Here is a 16,392-nt window from a genome sequence, read left to right on the forward strand (position 1 = left end):
AGACCGTCGTAACAGTGCGCAGGGAGTAGCGTGTAAACCGGCGCTGCGTGCATCGGTATGATGTGTCCAGCCCAGGAAAGTGCGGTACGTCCGTACTTTCTTACCTTGTAGTCGAGGAACACGCAGATTATATGAAGCCGATTTTTAGCAGAGGCCCTTCTCTGCAATTGCGTCTCTTTCTGGCGGTGATTGTGGCGATTGCCATCATCATCGCAGATAGTCGCGTGAGTTCATTTACGCAAATACGCAACTATCTGGACACATCGGTCAGTCCGTTTTACTTCCTGGCCAACGGCCCGCGTCAACTTCTGGATGGCGTGTCAGATACGCTGGCTTCACGCCAGCAGCTTGAGCTGGAAAATAAAGCGTTACGTCGGGAGCTGTTTCTGAAAAACAGCGACCTGCTCATGCTGGGGCAATACAAGCAGGAGAATGCACGCCTGCGCGAATTGCTGGGTTCACCTCTGCGTCAGGACGAGCATAAGATGGTGACCCAGGTGATCTCCACCGGTACCGATCCCTATACCGATCAGGTCGTGATTGATAAAGGCAGCGCCAATGGCGTATATGAAGGTCAGCCGGTCATCAGTGATAAAGGGGTTGTGGGCCAGGTCATCGCTGTCGGTCAGTTTACCAGCCGCGTTCTGCTCATTTGTGATGCATCACATGCGCTACCCATTCAGGTACTGCGTAATGATATTCGTGTCATTGCGGCGGGCAATGGCTGTACGGAAGATTTACAACTTGAACATCTGCCAGGCAATACCGATATTCGCGTGGGCGATGTGTTAGTCACCTCAGGCTTAGGTGGCCGCTTCCCTGAAGGCTATCCTGTCGGTGTCGTGTCCTCGGTAAAAGTGGATACGCAACGCGCTTATACCGTGATTCAGGCACATCCTACTGCGGGTCTGCAACGTCTGCGCTATTTGCTGCTGCTTTGGGGAGCCGATCATAATGGTGATATGCCTATGGCGCCTGATGAAGTGCATCGGGTCGCGAACGAGCGCCTGATGCAAATGATGCCGCAGGTGCTGCCGCCTGCCGGCGAAATGGGGCCGCCTGCGCCCACCACACAGACTACCACACCCGCTTCGGGCAGCAGCGAAAGTCGTTCGCAGGATGCCGCTTCCCGCTCACGCGGAGGCCAGAATTGAGTCGATATCGCAGCCAGGGACGATGGGTGATCTGGCTGTCCTTTCTGATGGCGTTTATTCTGCAAATCATGCCATGGCCGGAACAGATCTATATGTTCCGGCCATCGTGGCTATTGTTGATTCTGGTGTATTGGGTGCTGGCGCTGCCGCATCGCGTGAATGTGGGCAGCGGTTTTCTGCTGGGGGCGATTATGGATTTAATCGCCGGTTCGACGTTGGGCGTTCGCGCACTGGCGCTCAGCATTATCGCCTATCTGGTTGCGTTTAAATTCCAGTTATTCCGTAACTTAGCATTGTGGCAGCAGGCGTTAATGGTTATGGTGCTGTCATTAGCAATGGATGTGATCGTCTTCTGGGCAGAGTTTCTGGTGATCAACGTCTCATTCCGCCCTGAAATTTTCTGGAGCAGTGTTGTCGACGGGATTCTCTGGCCGTGGCTATTCTTATTGATGAGAAAGATCCGCCGTCAGTTCGCTGTTCAATAAGGAAATTTATGGTAACCCTGTATCTGGCCTCCGCGTCTCCCCGCCGACGTGAACTGCTGAGCCAGCTTGGCATCACCTTCGAGCGTCTTGTCACTGATGTTGAAGAGCAACGTCAGCCCGGTGAAACGGCGGAGGGCTATGTTCGACGCCTGGCGCATGACAAAGCTAAAGCGGGCGTCACGGTTGCCCGGCAAGACTTACCGGTGCTGGGTGCCGACACCATCGTGGTGCTCAATGGCGAGGTGCTGGAAAAGCCCCACGATGCCGACCATGCCAGCGCGATGCTCAGTAAACTCTCGGGAAAAACGCATCAGGTCATGACGGCTATCGCGCTGGCCGATCGTCAGCAGGTGCTGGACTGTCTGGTGGTCACCGAGGTGACGTTTCGTAACTTAACCGCACACGACATCAATGAGTACATCGCCACAGGTGAACCTATGGATAAAGCAGGCGCTTACGGTATTCAGGGAAAGGGCGGAAACTTTGTTCGTAAAATCAATGGAAGTTATCACGCAGTCGTCGGATTACCGTTGGTTGAGACCGCGGAACTGATCGACCAGTTCCAGTCACTGCGTGCCGTAAGGGGTTAACATGACGGCAGAACTACTGGTTAACGTTACGCCTGCTGAAACGCGCGTCGCCTACATTGATGGCGGTATCCTGCAGGAAATTCACATTGAGCGCGAAGCCCGGCGTGGCATCGTCGGTAATATTTACAAAGGGCGCGTCAGCCGGGTTTTGCCTGGCATGCAGGCGGCATTTGTGGATATCGGGCTTGATAAAGCGGCCTTCCTGCATGCGTCCGACATCATGCCGCATACAGAATGCGTTGCGGGCGATGAAAAGAAAAATTTCGTGGTACGTGATATCGCGGAGCTGGTGCGTCAGGGACAGGATCTCGTGGTGCAGGTGGTGAAAGATCCCCTTGGCACTAAAGGCGCGCGGCTGACCACAGATATCACGTTGCCCTCGCGCTACCTGGTGTTTATGCCCGGCGCTTCACACGTTGGCGTTTCACAACGCATTGCCAGTGAAAAAGAGCGTGAATGCCTTAAAGCCGTCGTGGCTGACTACTGTGACGACCTGGGCGGTTTCATCATCCGCACCGCAGCGGAAGGCATTGGCGAAGAAGAGCTGGCGCAGGATGCTGCGTTTCTGAAACGGCTCTGGACCAAAGTCAGCGAGCGGAAAAAGCGCAATCAAACCCGTTGTTTACTCTATGGTGAGCTGGCGCTGGCGCAGCGTATTCTGCGCGATTTTGCGGGCGCTGCGCTGGATCGCATTCGTGTCGATTCGCGCCTGACCTGCGATCTCCTTAAGGAATTCACCAGCGAATACATCCCGGAGATGTCCAGTAAGCTCGAGCTTTACAATGGCAAACAGCCCATCTTTGATCTGTTTGATGTTGAGAACGAGATTCAGCGCTCACTGGAACGTAAAGTTGAACTGAAATCTGGCGGATACCTCATCATCGACCAAACTGAAGCGATGACGACAATCGACATCAACACCGGTGCCTTTGTCGGACACCGAAACCTTGATGAAACTATTTTTAACACCAATGTGGAAGCGACACAGGCGATCGCCCGCCAACTGAGGCTACGTAACCTTGGCGGCATCATCATTATCGACTTCATTGATATGAGTAATGAAGATCATCGCCGTCGCGTGCTGCATTCGTTGGAAACCGCTCTCAGTAAAGACAGAGTGAAGACGGGCATCAGCGGGTTTTCCGCCTTAGGGCTGGTGGAAATGACGCGCAAGCGTACGCGCGAAAGTATCGAACACGTGCTGTGTGAGGATTGCCCGGTGTGTAAAGGGCGCGGCACACTGAAGACCGTCGAAACGGTGTGCTACGAAATTATGCGTGAAATTGTTCGTGTTCATCATGCTTATGATTCTGACCGTTTCCTGGTCTACGTGTCGCCGACGGTGGGCGAAGCGTTGAAAACGGATGAGTCCCATGCGCTGGCGGAAGTGGAGCTGTTTGTCGGCAAGCAGGTAAAGGTGCATGTTGAAGCGCTCTATACTCAGGAACAGTTCGATGTGGTCATGATGTAGTGCTGGCCGGTCAGGCTCACGATGTCTGGCCGCACATTTTAGGGTAAAATGTGGCCCCATACCGCTTATGTCATAAGACGCCGGGTATGAGCAGCAACCATCCGTCGTTAACGGTAGACAAGGAGAGGTGTGAGTGAGGCAGTTGCCAAGAGTGATGTTACTGCTGCTCGCGACAGTCATTGTGATTGTGGCGCTGCTGGTCAGTGCGCTGCGTCTGGCGATGCCGCACCTCGATAACTATCGTAGTCAGGTCTTAGAGTTTGTTTCTGACGTCAGCGGTGCCAATGTTAACGCCAGCCAGCTGAAGGGCAAGTGGGAAAATTTTGGGCCCACGCTGCAAATCCGTGACCTGAACGTGGACATGAAACAAACGGGGACGCTCTCGATCGCGCGTATTACCGTTGCGCTGGACGTCTGGCAGTCATTGCTCCACTGGCGCTGGCAGTTCCGCGATCTGACGTTCTGGCAGTTGCACTTTAACAGCACTCAGCCTCTCCTGACCAGTGACAACGAGAAGCACAGCTTCAGGCTCACCCAGATCAACGATCTGTTTTTACGCCAGTTCGATCACTTCGATCTGCGCGACAGCACGATTGGTTTTATCACGCCATCCGGTCAGCATGCTGAACTGGCTATCCCTAAACTCACCTGGCTGAACGAACATACGCGACATCGCGCAGAAGGTGAGGTCAGCCTGTCGAGTTTTACCGGACAGCACGGTGTTGTGCAGGTCCGTCTCGACCTGAACGATAACGAAGGCTTACTCAACGACGGTCGCATCTGGATGCAGGCTGATGACGTGGATATGCGCCCCTGGCTGGGCCGCTGGGTACGGGATAACACCCGTCTGGACAGCGCCCGGTTTAGCCTGGCAGCCTGGGTCACTCTGCGTGATGGTGATATCTACGCTGGCGACCTGTTGTTAAGTCAAGGCGGCGCAAGCTGGCAGGGCGAGAGCGGTCCCCATACTCTCAACGTTGATGGTCTGACGGCGCACCTTTCGCGTTATAAAAATGGCTGGGTGGTAACGGTGCCGCAAACCAAACTCAGCACAGACGGCAATGCGTGGCCTGCTGGTCATTTTTCGCTGTTCTGGCAACCGCAGGACGAGCAGATGCTGGGCAGCAACAGCGAGGCCGAAGTCCGCGTTCGTGCGACGCAGTTAGCATTAGATCGCATCGCGCCGCTGGTGCCGCTTTTTGCGCCTCTCTCACCTGCGCTGTTTGATAACTGGCGTGCATTGCGGCCGCGGGGCACGATTGATGGGCTTGCGTTAGATATTCCCTTAGCACAACCCGAGCAGACCCGCTTTCAGGTAAAGTGGCGTGATTTTAGCTGGCAGTACTGGAAGCTGGTTCCCGGCATCAGCCATCTTAATGGTGAGGCGACAGGCAGCCTGAACGATGGGCAAGCCGCAATTGCGATGGGGCAGGCTACGGTGCCTTATGGTGATATGTTCCAGGCACCGCTGGAGATCAAACAGATCACCGGCAACCTTAACTGGACGCAGGATAAGCAGGGGCTGACGCTGGCGGGTCACGACCTTGACATTCAGGCCCGTTCCCTTTGGGCGCACGGCGATTTCCGCTATCAGCAAAACAGTGATGCGCAACCTCAACTGAATATTCTGGCCGGCATTAACGTCACGAACGCTGGTGATGCGTGGCGCTATTTTCCGACACCGATAATGGGCCACTCGCTGACACACTATTTAAGCGGTGCGATTAAAGGCGGCAAGGTCAGTAATGCCACGCTGCTGTTTAACGGTAATCCAGCGCTTTTTCCCTTCCAGCACAACGACGGGATGTTCCAGGTTTGGGTGCCGTTACGCCAGGCAACCTATGCGTTCCAGCCGGGCTGGCCCGATCTCAGCAATCTTGATATCGATCTTAACTTCCTGAATGACGGCCTTTGGATGAATGCGCCACTGGCGAAACTGGGTGAAGTCGATGCCCGCAATGTCAGCGCTGTCATCCCGGATTATCTGAAGGAAAAGCTGATTATTAATGGCGATATCAGCGGTGACGGGCAGCAAATCGGTGAGTACTTCCAGCACACGCCGCTCAAATCGTCGCTGGGAGCGGCACTGGAACAGCTCCAGGTCAAAGGCCTGACCAAAGGTCATCTCAAGCTGGATATTCCATTGAATGGCAAAGATGTTCACGCCTGCGGGGATGTGCAGATGAATAACAACAGCCTGCATATCAAACCCCTGAATACCACAATGACCCATTTGACGGGGCAGTTCCGCTATAACAACGGCAATCTCGAAAGCGATACGCTGCAGGCCAACTGGTTTGGACAGCCGATCGATGTCAGCTTCACGACGCAGGAGAATCCTGACGATTTTGGCGTGAACGTCAAATTACAGGCGGACTGGCAACTGGCAAAAATCAATGATATACCCCGACAGATTAGCAGCCAACTGGCCGGTCATCTTCCGTGGCAAGGTGAGGTAAACGTCACCTTGCCTCACAAGGGCGGTGCACATTATGCCGTGCAACTCAAAGGAGACGGTAAGGAAGTAAGTAGTCGCTTACCTCCGCCACTCCACAAAAAGGCTGGCGAGAGCCTGCCGGTTACCGTTAATGCAAACGGCGACTTAACGCATTTCGATCTGAGCGGCAGCGTTGACGAGCGGCACCGGTTTAACAGCCGCTGGCTGCTGGAGCCTACGCTGCGCGTTGAGCGAGGCATCTGGCTTAACGACACCAAAACCACACCGGCGCTGCCGGATCGTTCAGGCATGGTGCTGAATTTGCCTGCGCTCGATGGCGAAGCCTGGGCGGCACTCCTGATGGCAGGCGAAGGCGGAGCGGCCAGCCCGACGGGTGAGCATAAGATGGGCGGGGCAACGCTGCCAGGCAATATTATCTTACGTAGCCCCGCTGTCAGTCTGGCAGGGCAAGAGTGGCATGACGTGGATACCACCGTCACCCAGGAGATGGGCGGTAAAACCCAGGTGAAGGTTAATGCCAAAGAGTTACGTGGCCAGCTTACGACCTCGCCGTCAGCAGCGTGGCAGGTTGCTCTGGATTATCTTTATTACAATCCCGACTGGCAGGGCGCTGACGGAAAAAATACCGCGGCTTCGCCACTGGGGCAAAAAAGCGATCAGATTGACTTTAGCAAGTGGCCTGCGGTGCAGTTTCAGTGTGCAGAATGCTGGCTGATGGGACAAAAATACGGGCGCGTTTCCGCCGGGCTGCAACCTAAAGGAAGTACGTTAGCACTTACTAATGGCTTGGTGGATACAGGCAGTTCGCGTCTGAATATTCAGGGCGAATGGGTTAACCGGCCCAACGACCAGCGTACCTCGCTGAAAGGCACCTTGCAGGGCAGCAACATCAATAACACAACCAACTGGTTCGGCGTAAATACGCCATTACGCGATGCACCTTTCAAAATTAACTATGACCTGCACTGGCGCGCTGCACCCTGGCAACCATCAGCGGAAACGCTGAGCGGCACACTGAAAACACACTTTGGTAAAGGCCAGATAACGGATGTGGATACCGGTGCGGCGGGGCAGATTTTGCGCCTGCTCAGTTTTGATGCACTGCTACGTAAACTGCGTTTCGACTTCAGTGATACTTTTAAACAGGGTTTCTATTTCGATTCAATCAATGGTACCGCCTGGATTGAAGATGGCGTCATCCGTACTGATAACCTGTCAGTCGATGGGCTGGAGGCGGATATCGCCATGCAGGGCAATATGGATCTTGTGAAGCGACGGATTGATATGGAAGCCATAGTTACCCCGGAAATTTCCGCCTCCGTTGGTGTCGCCACCGCGTTCGCGATTAACCCGGTCGTCGGGGCCGCGGTATTCGCGGCCAGTAAGGTTCTGGGGCCGCTCTGGAGTAAAATTTCTGTGCTGCGCTATCACATCAGCGGCCCGCTCGATAAGCCCAAAATTGACGAGGTTATGCGTAAGCCACGCGAAACCTATAACAAGTGATATTTGACGGCGTAACATAATTGCCTCAGGCTATGAATATCCGAGCACATATTGAGTGAGAAACGATGACTCTGAATCTGGTAAGTGAGCAGTTGCTAACTGCTAACAACATTAATCAGCAGGACCTTTTTTCCCTGTTAGGGCAGCTTTCAGAACGTCGTCTGGACTATGCCGATCTTTATTTTCAGTCCAGCTTCCACGAATCCTGGGTTCTGGAAGATAAAATCATTAAAGATGGTTCCTACCATATCGATCAGGGCGTGGGTGTCCGCGCCGTCAGCGGCGAAAAAACCGGCTTCGCCTATGCCGATCAGATCACAATGAATGCCCTGCGTCTGTCATCAGAAGCGGCCCGCAGCATCGTACGCGAGCAGGGGAATGGCAAGGCGCACACGCTGTCAGCCGTCGTCAACCGCGCGCTCTATGCGCCTGTCGATCCGCTTGGCAGCCTCAGCCGTGAAGACAAAATCGCCCTGTTACATCGTGTTGACCAGGTTGCGCGGGCTGCTGACCCACGGGTTCAGGAAGTGAATGCCAGCCTGACCGGCGTATATGAGCAGGTCCTGGTGGCGGCAACCGATGGTACCCTGGCCGCCGATGTGCGTCCGCTGGTGCGTCTGTCCATCAGCGTTCAGGTGGAAGATCAAGGCAAACGCGAACGGGGTACCAGCGGTGGCGGTGCGCGTACTGGCTACGCGTTTTTCCTCGCTGATGAAAATGGCGATGTGCGCGCTGATGCCTGGGCACGCGAAGCGGTACGCATGGCACTGGTCAATCTTTCCGCAGTGGCTGCGCCTGCAGGCGCTTTACCGGTGGTGCTGGGGGCGGGCTGGCCAGGCGTGCTGCTGCATGAAGCGGTAGGTCATGGTCTGGAAGGCGACTTCAATCGCCGTGGAACCTCCGTTTTTAGCGGTAAGATGGGCCAACTGGTGGCGTCTGACCTTTGTACGGTGGTTGATGATGGCACGATCGAGGGATTACGCGGTTCACTGGCTATTGACGATGAAGGCGTACCCGGACAGTACAACGTACTGATTGAAAATGGCGTATTGAAAGGCTACATGCAGGACAAGCTGAATGCCCGGCTGATGGGCGTGAATCCTACCGGAAACGGTCGTCGCGAATCTTATGCGCACCTGCCAATGCCTCGTATGACCAACACCTACATGCTGGCGGGTAAATCGACGCCGCAGGACATTATTGAAAGTGTGGAATACGGGTTGTATGCGCCTAATTTTGGTGGCGGCCAGGTCGATATTACGTCGGGTAAATTTGTGTTCTCCACGTCCGAAGCCTATCTGATTGAGAAAGGCAAAGTCACCAAACCGGTAAAAGGGGCGACATTGATCGGCTCCGGTATTGAGGCAATGCAGCAAATCTCTATGGTTGGCAACGATCTGGCGCTCGATAAAGGCGTTGGCGTGTGCGGTAAAGAAGGCCAGAGTCTGCCGGTTGGCGTGGGCCAGCCTACGCTCAAGCTGGACAAGCTGACTATCGGCGGCACCGCCTGATTAGCCTGACAAACCCGCCTGCTGGCGGGTTTTTTTAGTGCGCTACTATTACATCCTGAAGGCGCCCCATTCAGTAAACGCTGGCGCGATTTTCCTGTCTCTGCCGTAAATGATGCCTGTTTAAAGTCCTGCCCCGCACCTTTGTGATGCCCTGTTGAGTACCTTGCTAAAGGCGAAGGGCTATGTCTTTCGGTGCTGCTTGTACTGCTCGGCAACCTGTTCAAAGTAGTGCGTCAGGTAGTCGATACAGACCTGAACTTTCAGCGGCAGCTTGTCTTTTTCGGTGTATAACGCATAAACCGGACGCGGGTCGGATTGATAGTGTGGGAATAAAATATCGATCTCTCCGCTCTTGATCTCATCTGCCACCCACATCATCGGGACATAGGCGATGCCGTTGCCTGCCTTAAGCCAGCGAATTAACGTCTGGGAGTCATTGGTGACGAAACGCCCCTGAGGTGACAAACGAGTCACAAGGCCTTCGGGTGCAATCAATTCAAAATTGTTGTCGGGGCGGACGCTGTATTCCAGCCAGGCGAATTTTGTAATGTCCGCCGGTTTTTCGGGTGTTCCATGCTGCGCCAGGTAGGATTTAGCGGCACACACCACCATGGGCATTGCGCCCAGCCTGCGTGAAAACAGACTGGAATCTTTCAATGCGCCCACCCGAATAACCACGTCCAGGCCATCGGCGATTAAATCGGGGGCAGGAATGCCGGTGACAAGATTGACACTCAGGCCGGGATAGTCACGCAACATATCACTGGTCATGCCGGCCAGGACGTTCTGCGCCATCGTGGAGGAACTGCCAATCCGTAACACCCCGACAGGCGTATTATTAAACGCATATAACTGCTCATGTACCTGGCTGGCTTCAGCCAGCATGCGGCGGCAACCCTGATAGTAAATTTTCCCCGCTTCGGTCAGGCCAATGCTGCGTGTGCTGCGATTGAGTAACTTAACCTGAAGGGCATCTTCCAGCCTGGCGATTATCTGGCTGATGGATGACACGCTGAGATGAAGCTGTCGTGCGGCCGCCGTGAAAGAACCTAATTCAACCACTTTGGCAAATATCGACATACCTTTAAGTCGTTCCATTGTTTACTCTGGCTAAAAAGTGATTTAGATCACATTCAGTAGAAAACGTATAGTTAAGCGCGTTACTATAAGCGTACCGGGGTATCACCTGGCGACGCTTCATTACCTGAAAACACCCGATGATACGCTATTATTAAGCCAGCCGTAGTTCAGATGTGGCTTAGGGCGCAGGCTTTTGCGTCGATCAAGGCGGTGGACTATCCCGGCCGTGTCGAACTAAGGATTTTTAATGAGTGTACTTCCGGTCTTTGTTATGTTTGGGCTCTCTTTTCCGCCCATTTTTATCGAACTCATCGTTTCACTTATGCTGTTTTGGCTGGTGAAACGCGTGCTGACGCCCAGTGGTATTTACGATCTTGTCTGGCACCCGGCACTCTTCAATACAGCTCTCTACTGCTGTGTATTTTATTTAGTATCCCGTTTATTCGTTTGAGGTTTACGTGAACACGCTTATAAGAAAAATCGCGCGTTACGCGATCACCATCCTGCTGGTCATCATCGCCGTTATCATCATATTCCGTGCCTGGGTGTTCTACACCGAATCGCCCTGGACGCGTGATGCCAGATTTGCAGCCGACGTGGTGGCCATTTCTCCTGATGTCACTGGGTTAATTACGGATGTGCCGGTTCATGACAACCAGCTCGTTAAAAAAGGCGATACGCTGTTTGTTGTCGATCGTCCCCGCTATCAAAAGGCGCTGGATGAAGCCCAGGCGGACGTAGAATATTACCAGGCGCTGGTGAATGAAAAACGCCGTGAGGCCGGACGTCGTAACCAACTCGGCACCTCTGCGATGTCGCGTGAAGCCATCGAGCAATCCAATAACGATTTGCAAACCACAGAACACCAGCTGGCGAAATCTGTTGCGACCCGCGATCTGGCGAAAATTGATCTGGAACGGACCACGATTAAGGCACCGTCAGACGGCTGGGTGACGAACCTGAATGTTTACCAGGGTGAATTCATTACGCGCGGCTCGGTTGCGGTCGCCCTGGTGCAGCAGCACTCCTTTTATGTGCTGGCCTATCTGGAAGAGACCAAACTGCACGGCGTCAGACCGGGCTTTCGGGCAGAGATCACGCCATTGGGCAGCAACATCACCTTACGTGGCACCGTGGACAGCATTGCGGCAGGCGTAACCAACAGCAGCAGCAGTGTTGACAGCAAGGGGATGGCAACCGTTCAGTCTAATCTGGAATGGGTTCGCCTGGCTCAGCGCGTACCGGTCCGCATCCGACTTGATCAGCAGCCTGGTAATCAGTTCCCTGCCGGCACGACGGCGACCGTGGTGATTACTGGCGCGGAGGATCGTCCGCACCAGACGGTTTCACCCATGATGTCCTTCTTTAACCGCCTGCGTGAGTTTGGTTAAGAGGGCGATATGATCGAATTTCTGCGTTTCCCGATAAAGCTGACCTTTGCGCTGGTGGCAGCGTTGATGATCGGCTTTCATCTCAACCTTGAAACACCGCGCTGGGCCGTGATGACTGCCGGGATTGTTGCAGGGGGAACGGCGTTTGCGGCAGGAGGCGATCCCTACTCTGGCGCATTACGCTATCGCGGTCTTCTGCGTATTATCGGTACTTTAATTGGCTGTGTTGCCGCCCTGGTTATCATGATTGCCACTGTGCGAGCGCCAGTGGTCATGCTGTTGCTGTGCTGTATCTGGGCCGGTTTTTGCGTATGGCTTTCGTCGCTGATTAAAGTCGAAAATTCCTATGCGCTCGGTCTCGCGGGCTATACCGCATTAATTATCGTGGTCACGGCAAACGCCAGCGGCGGCCTTACGCTGGTTCCGCAATATGCGGTGGAACGCTGTAGCGAAATTATCCTGGGCATCCTTTGCGCCATTCTGGCAGACATGATTTTTTCCCCGCGCTCCATTAAAAAAGTGATTGATGCGAACTGTATGGCAACGCTTTTCCGCTGGTGGACGTGACGGTTATTCCGGATGAGGACATTATCGGTCACCGCAGCATGGCGGCTTTAACATTGCTGCAAAGCATATACATCAAAGAGAGTTGACAGAACTCATCGATAAGCTGGCTCCCGTCTTACTGGCTGGATATCTCTCTTCATCGCAAGTGATATCGTTGGTACACTATCTCTTGCAGGCAGGCGAAACAGCCGACGCCGACATTTTCGTCAGGACGCTGGCACAGCGAGTACCGCAACATGAGGATGCATTGATGACTATTGCACAGCAGCTTGAGCAGAAAGGCATTGAAAAGGGCATTCAGCTCGGTGAGCAACGTGGTCTGGAGAAAGGACGCAGCGAGGGAGAGCGTGCGGCCGCGCTGAAGATCGCACGCACGATGCTGCAAAATGGTTTGCATCCCCGTGTTGTCGCCGAGATGACAGCACTCTCTGATGACGACTTAGCGCAACTCTGTCATTAAATACGTCACCCATTTCGCGTCAGAGCACCTCATGCGAAAGCCAGTTCCTTTCTTTTAACGCGCCTGAGTGTTGTGCCGCTGACGCGATAGTTAGCCGATGTCCGTTTTCCTGCGCCTTACGGCTGTCAGGTTCTGCCTCGCCGTTTCAGACAGAAAAAAGCCCCGGCGACCGGGGCTAAAGGGTTCGCCATGAACAGACGAGGAACTATTTATAAAGCTGTGCGGTGAGGTGATAACTGTCACCGGTATTTGCTTCAATGATTTTGTACGCGCTTGCGCCTTGCTCATCAGCTTTTTGAGACAGCTGAGCACGATAATCAATCGGAGAGCCTGCTACACCGCTGATGCTTACGGTTCCGGCAGGTTGTAAGTTCTGTGCTTGTTCGGCGGTCACCAGCTGTGCAGCGGAAGCGCCGAATGTCATAGCAGAAAGAAGACTTACTGTTGCGATGGTTGCTTTGATGTTCATGTTTATTTCCTCATAACTGTCAACAACCTACGGAGTCAAAACACAGAGCGGGTTGTCGATTAATTTCAGATGCGGCACGATTGCCGTCGATGTATTACTTATAAAGTTCAGCGGTAACGTGGAACGTATCGTCGCGATTATTTTCAATGACGCGATAGTGACCCGCACCCTGGGCATCTGCCTTTTGAGACAGAACCTGGCGAACATTCGTCTGATCGCCGTCGATGCCGCTGACGGTGATGGTTTGATTCAGGGGCTGCAGGTTCATCTCCTGCGCCTGTTGATTTGTTACCGGGCTGGCGGCATGGGCACCAAAGGACAGGAGCGAAGCCAAACTCAGGGCGGCAAAGGTTAATGTGGTTTTCATTACTCTTCTCCAGCAATGTTAATTAACCAGTGAGCATGTGGTCTCATCTGGTTACCTGTCAGTTCAAACGCTTTTATTTGTACAACTCAGCGGTGGCGTGATAGTTGCCATCGTTGTAAGCCTCGATAACACGAAAAGCTTTAGCGCCGTGTTGATCCGCTTTCTCACTCAGTTGCTGTCTGATATCTGATGGTGCACCGGCGACACCACTAACGCTCACAGTGCCGACAGACTGCAGATTCTGAGCACCCGCAGCAGAAACATATTCAGCTGCAGATGCACCAAATGACAGGGTAGAGAGAATGCTTAAAGCAGCGATGGTAGTTTTAATTTTCATGAAAGATGTCCTCGTCGTGGCTGTTCTTCTTTTTTATTAGTGTGATTCACATCACGAAAGTAAGCATAGGACTAATAACGGCAGAAATTAATATCTGCCTAATAATGTTTTGTCGTCATACTTTAACCTTATGGGATTTTTTTATAACTAAACGTTATTAAAAGCGGTTAAAAAACGGCCTTTAGCAGGTATTTACTTATAAAAACAGTAAGATGCGCAACTTTAACTTTTGGTGCGGAAATTTATGGTCGATCAGGCTGCTTGTGAACATAACCTCAAAGGATAGCACCATCGATGCGGTGCAGAGCAGTGTAAAATAGCGTGGAAAAGTAGTCAGGATAAAGGGTATGACCAATAGTACAAGGTAAATAGCGGCAATGAGATAGGCTCAACTCGTTGATAATAGAGCGTTTAAACAGAAGAGAACACAAGGAGGGACGCGCTGCAGATCAACCGGCAGATGCGCTGCCGGTCAGAGATAAAGGCTAAAGTTCTTGTTCAAACAATACCAGAATAGCATCGTGCAGCTGCCTGACAGTAAAGGCGCGTGCTGGCGTGATAAAAATGGTGTCGTCTCCCGCAATCGTGCCCAGGATGCCTTCGGACTTACCTAATGAGTCAAGTAAACGTGCAATTAACTGTGCGGCACCCGGGCTGGTATGAATCACGACCAGAGCATCGTTATAGTCAATATCAAGCACCAGATTCTTCAGGGGACTGGTGGTGGTCGGCACGCCCAGTTCCGCAGGTAAACAGTAAACCATTTCCATTTTGGCATTGCGGGTGCGCACCGCGCCAAATTTCGTCAGCATACGAGAAACTTTTGACTGATTAATGTTCTCGAAGCCGTCTTCCTGAAGACGCCTGAACAATCTCGCCCTGAGAGCTGAATTTTTCTTCTTTTAATAATGCCTTGAAGGCTTTAATCAGATCGTCTTGTTTCGATGGGTTTCGCATAATTTACCAGTATACGTAAGACAAACCGCGAACCAGGCCGCAGCAAAGACATTATTATGCATATAAATGAATTTTTATGCAATAGGTTGTTAATTGTACTGCGAGGTCATCATCGCGGGCGGCGATAATAGCAAAGAATCTCCTCAGACCAAAACCCAGCTCACAGCCTGAAAAGGCAAAGGTGTTATATTATTGATGAGGTAAGAAAATAAAAATGTACATTGCCGATCTCTTTCTGCGGATAATACGGTTGCCAGTTCACGGGTATAATGTTTACAGCCTGTTAGTGAGAATGATGCCTTCATCATTTGTTACTAAAGTAAGCCTGAACCGGGAATTGCCTGACTCGCGTGAGTAACCTGGCGAGTAAGGGACAGGAAGATGATGTGTCATTTTTTATCCGGCGCTTCTGTATTGAAGCAGGTAGAGCAGGCACCGGACAAACGTCATCCACTGAGCCGTTGGTTACGCTCTGATACAGATGGAATATCGGATCTTCTCTGCCCCACCTTAATAAGGAGTTATGAATGAAAGTTGCCGTTCTCGGTGCCGCGGGTGGCATAGGCCAGGCGCTCGCACTTCTACTCAAAACCCAGCTTCCAGCAGGTTCAGAACTGTCTCTTTACGATATCGCGCCTGTCACGCCGGGCGTGGCAGTAGATCTCAGCCATATTCCCACCGCAGTAAAGGTGCAGGGGTTCAGCGGTGAGGATGCCAAACCAGCCCTGAAAGGGGCCGACGTTGTGCTTATTTCCGCGGGTGTGGCACGCAAACCGGGCATGGATCGTGCGGATCTCTTTAATGTTAACGCCGGCATCGTCAGCAACCTGATCGAGCAGGTGGCGACTACCGCCCCTAAGGCGCTGATTGGTGTCATTACCAACCCTGTTAATACGACCGTGGCGATTGCGGCGGAAGTGCTCAAAAAACACGGCGTCTACGATAAGAATCGTCTCTTCGGTGTCACTACGCTGGACATCATCCGTGCAAACACCTTCGTTGCGGAGCTTAAAGGTAAACAACCTGGCGAAGTTGAAGTGCCTGTCGTCGGTGGGCATTCCGGTGTGACCATCCTGCCACTGTTGTCTCAGGTGCCGGGCGTCAGCTTCAGTGAGCAGGAGGTGGCTGACCTGACCAAACGTATCCAGAATGCGGGTACTGAGGTCGTTGAGGCCAAGGCCGGTGGCGGCTCTGCTACATTGTCTATGGGCCAGGCAGCTGCCCGTTTTGGATTATCGCTGGTGCGCGCATTGAATGGCGAAGCGAACGTAGTGGAATGTGCTTATGTTGAAGGTGAAGGAAAGTATGCCCGCTTCTTCTCCCAACCGCTGCTGCTGGGCAAGAATGGGGTTGCTGAGCGCAAGCCCATCGGCGCATTAAGTCCGTTTGAACAGCAGGCACTGGAAGGCATGCTTGAAACGCTGAAAAAAGATATCGCGCAGGGCGAAGCCTTTGTGAAGCAATAAAGCGTTTCAGACAACATAACGCCCGGTTCGACCGGGCGTTTTTTATTGCGTTCTGATACCTAACCTGAACAAGATTACGCGCTGTCTCGCTGCGCACCAATCCGCTCTTAACCGGCCCGTTACGGC

13 protein-coding genes and 3 pseudogenes are annotated in these 16,392 nt (G+C 53.0%); 11 read left to right on the forward strand and 5 right to left on the reverse strand.

All coding sequences use genetic code 11. The annotated features are described in order from the left end of the window. Positions 1-131: 131 nt before the first annotated feature. The 6 genes from mreC to tldD all read left to right on the forward strand — a co-directional run bounded on the left by mreC (position 132) and on the right by tldD (position 9,172). Positions 132-1,154 (forward strand): rod shape-determining protein MreC, encoded by a 1,023-nt coding sequence (mreC, locus tag F7Q90_RS08180; protein WP_006120977.1) that lies wholly within the window; start codon positions 132-134, stop codon positions 1,152-1,154. Beyond that, entirely contained in the window at positions 1,151-1,639 is a 489-nt protein-coding gene (gene mreD, locus F7Q90_RS08185) for a rod shape-determining protein MreD (protein ID WP_006120976.1), read from the forward strand. The genes mreC and mreD overlap by 4 nt, the downstream gene beginning before the upstream one ends. Before the next feature lie 8 nt (positions 1,640-1,647). After that, positions 1,648-2,229, forward strand: coding sequence for a Maf family protein (locus F7Q90_RS08190; RefSeq protein ID WP_006120975.1), 582 nt, complete (start codon positions 1,648-1,650; stop codon positions 2,227-2,229). A gap of 1 nt (position 2,230) precedes the next feature. Then, complete coding sequence (rng, locus tag F7Q90_RS08195) at positions 2,231-3,700, forward strand: ribonuclease G (protein ID WP_006120974.1); 1,470 nt, start codon at positions 2,231-2,233, stop codon at positions 3,698-3,700. 133 nt (positions 3,701-3,833) lie between these two features. After that, positions 3,834-7,661 (forward strand): AsmA2 domain-containing protein YhdP, encoded by a 3,828-nt coding sequence (gene yhdP, locus F7Q90_RS08200; protein ID WP_006120973.1) that lies wholly within the window; start codon positions 3,834-3,836, stop codon positions 7,659-7,661. A gap of 65 nt (positions 7,662-7,726) precedes the next feature. After that, positions 7,727-9,172 (forward strand): metalloprotease TldD, encoded by a 1,446-nt coding sequence (tldD, locus tag F7Q90_RS08205; protein WP_006120972.1) that lies wholly within the window; start codon positions 7,727-7,729, stop codon positions 9,170-9,172. 180 nt (positions 9,173-9,352) lie between these two features. Here the strand turns inward: tldD and aaeR are convergent, their stop codons facing one another. Beyond that, positions 9,353-10,270, reverse strand: a complete 918-nt coding sequence (aaeR, locus tag F7Q90_RS08210) for an HTH-type transcriptional activator AaeR (protein WP_006120971.1) — start codon at positions 10,268-10,270, stop codon at positions 9,353-9,355. A gap of 229 nt (positions 10,271-10,499) precedes the next feature. Here aaeR and aaeX point away from each other — a divergent pair, with 229 nt between their 5' ends. The 4 genes and pseudogenes from aaeX to F7Q90_RS08230 form a co-directional block, all read left to right on the forward strand. Then, entirely contained in the window at positions 10,500-10,703 is a 204-nt protein-coding gene (gene aaeX, locus F7Q90_RS08215) for a p-hydroxybenzoic acid efflux pump operon protein AaeX (RefSeq protein ID WP_006120970.1), read from the forward strand. Between the two features lie 7 nt (positions 10,704-10,710). Next, complete coding sequence (gene aaeA, locus F7Q90_RS08220) at positions 10,711-11,643, forward strand: p-hydroxybenzoic acid efflux pump subunit AaeA (protein ID WP_006120969.1); 933 nt, start codon at positions 10,711-10,713, stop codon at positions 11,641-11,643. A 9-nt stretch (positions 11,644-11,652) separates the two neighbouring features. Beyond that, a pseudogene (locus F7Q90_RS08225) lies at positions 11,653-12,174 on the forward strand (FUSC family protein); the annotation flags it as partial. Next, a pseudogene (locus F7Q90_RS08230) lies at positions 12,174-12,670 on the forward strand (Rpn family recombination-promoting nuclease/putative transposase); the annotation flags it as partial. The pseudogenes F7Q90_RS08225 and F7Q90_RS08230, both read left to right, overlap by 1 nt. Before the next feature lie 205 nt (positions 12,671-12,875). Here F7Q90_RS08230 and yhcN (F7Q90_RS08235) read toward each other — a convergent pair. The 4 genes and pseudogenes from yhcN (F7Q90_RS08235) to argR form a co-directional block, all read right to left on the reverse strand. Further along, on the reverse strand, positions 12,876-13,139 hold the full coding sequence (gene yhcN / locus F7Q90_RS08235; protein ID WP_006120965.1) for a peroxide/acid stress response protein YhcN: 264 nt from the start codon (positions 13,137-13,139) through the stop codon (positions 12,876-12,878). 94 nt (positions 13,140-13,233) lie between these two features. After that, a complete protein-coding gene (locus F7Q90_RS08240; RefSeq protein ID WP_006120964.1) occupies positions 13,234-13,506 on the reverse strand; it encodes a YdgH/BhsA/McbA-like domain containing protein in 273 nt (90 codons plus the stop codon). Positions 13,507-13,579: 73 nt separating this feature from the next. Beyond that, positions 13,580-13,843 (reverse strand): peroxide/acid stress response protein YhcN, encoded by a 264-nt coding sequence (gene yhcN / locus F7Q90_RS08245; protein ID WP_006120963.1) that lies wholly within the window; start codon positions 13,841-13,843, stop codon positions 13,580-13,582. A 485-nt stretch (positions 13,844-14,328) separates the two neighbouring features. After that, positions 14,329-14,800: pseudogene (gene argR, locus F7Q90_RS08250) on the reverse strand (transcriptional regulator ArgR). Between the two features lie 527 nt (positions 14,801-15,327). On the opposite strand from argR, the gene mdh reads away from it, so the two are divergent. Continuing rightward, entirely contained in the window at positions 15,328-16,266 is a 939-nt protein-coding gene (gene mdh / locus F7Q90_RS08255; RefSeq protein ID WP_006120961.1) for a malate dehydrogenase, read from the forward strand. Positions 16,267-16,392 lie beyond the last annotated feature (126 nt).

This window comes from Pantoea stewartii subsp. stewartii (assembly GCF_008801695.1).
In the GTDB taxonomy this organism is placed as follows: domain Bacteria; phylum Pseudomonadota; class Gammaproteobacteria; order Enterobacterales; family Enterobacteriaceae; genus Pantoea; species Pantoea stewartii.

Excerpts from the sequence above, each read along its gene's own strand:
- mreC (WP_006120977.1), top strand. The coding sequence starts at position 132 with ATGAAGCCGATTTTTAGCAGAGGCCCTTCTCTGCAATTGCGTCTCTTT.
- F7Q90_RS08190 (WP_006120975.1), top strand. The coding sequence starts at position 1,648 with ATGGTAACCCTGTATCTGGCCTCCGCGTCTCCCCGCCGACGTGAACTG.
- rng (WP_006120974.1), top strand. The coding sequence starts at position 2,231 with ATGACGGCAGAACTACTGGTTAACGTTACGCCTGCTGAAACGCGCGTC.
- tldD (WP_006120972.1), top strand. The coding sequence starts at position 7,727 with ATGACTCTGAATCTGGTAAGTGAGCAGTTGCTAACTGCTAACAACATT.
- aaeR (WP_006120971.1), bottom strand. The coding sequence starts at position 10,270 with ATGGAACGACTTAAAGGTATGTCGATATTTGCCAAAGTGGTTGAATTA.
- aaeX (WP_006120970.1), top strand. The coding sequence starts at position 10,500 with ATGAGTGTACTTCCGGTCTTTGTTATGTTTGGGCTCTCTTTTCCGCCC.
- yhcN (WP_006120965.1), bottom strand. The coding sequence starts at position 13,139 with ATGAACATCAAAGCAACCATCGCAACAGTAAGTCTTCTTTCTGCTATG.
- F7Q90_RS08240 (WP_006120964.1), bottom strand. The coding sequence starts at position 13,506 with ATGAAAACCACATTAACCTTTGCCGCCCTGAGTTTGGCTTCGCTCCTG.
- yhcN (WP_006120963.1), bottom strand. The coding sequence starts at position 13,843 with ATGAAAATTAAAACTACCATCGCTGCTTTAAGCATTCTCTCTACCCTG.
- mdh (WP_006120961.1), top strand. The coding sequence starts at position 15,328 with ATGAAAGTTGCCGTTCTCGGTGCCGCGGGTGGCATAGGCCAGGCGCTC.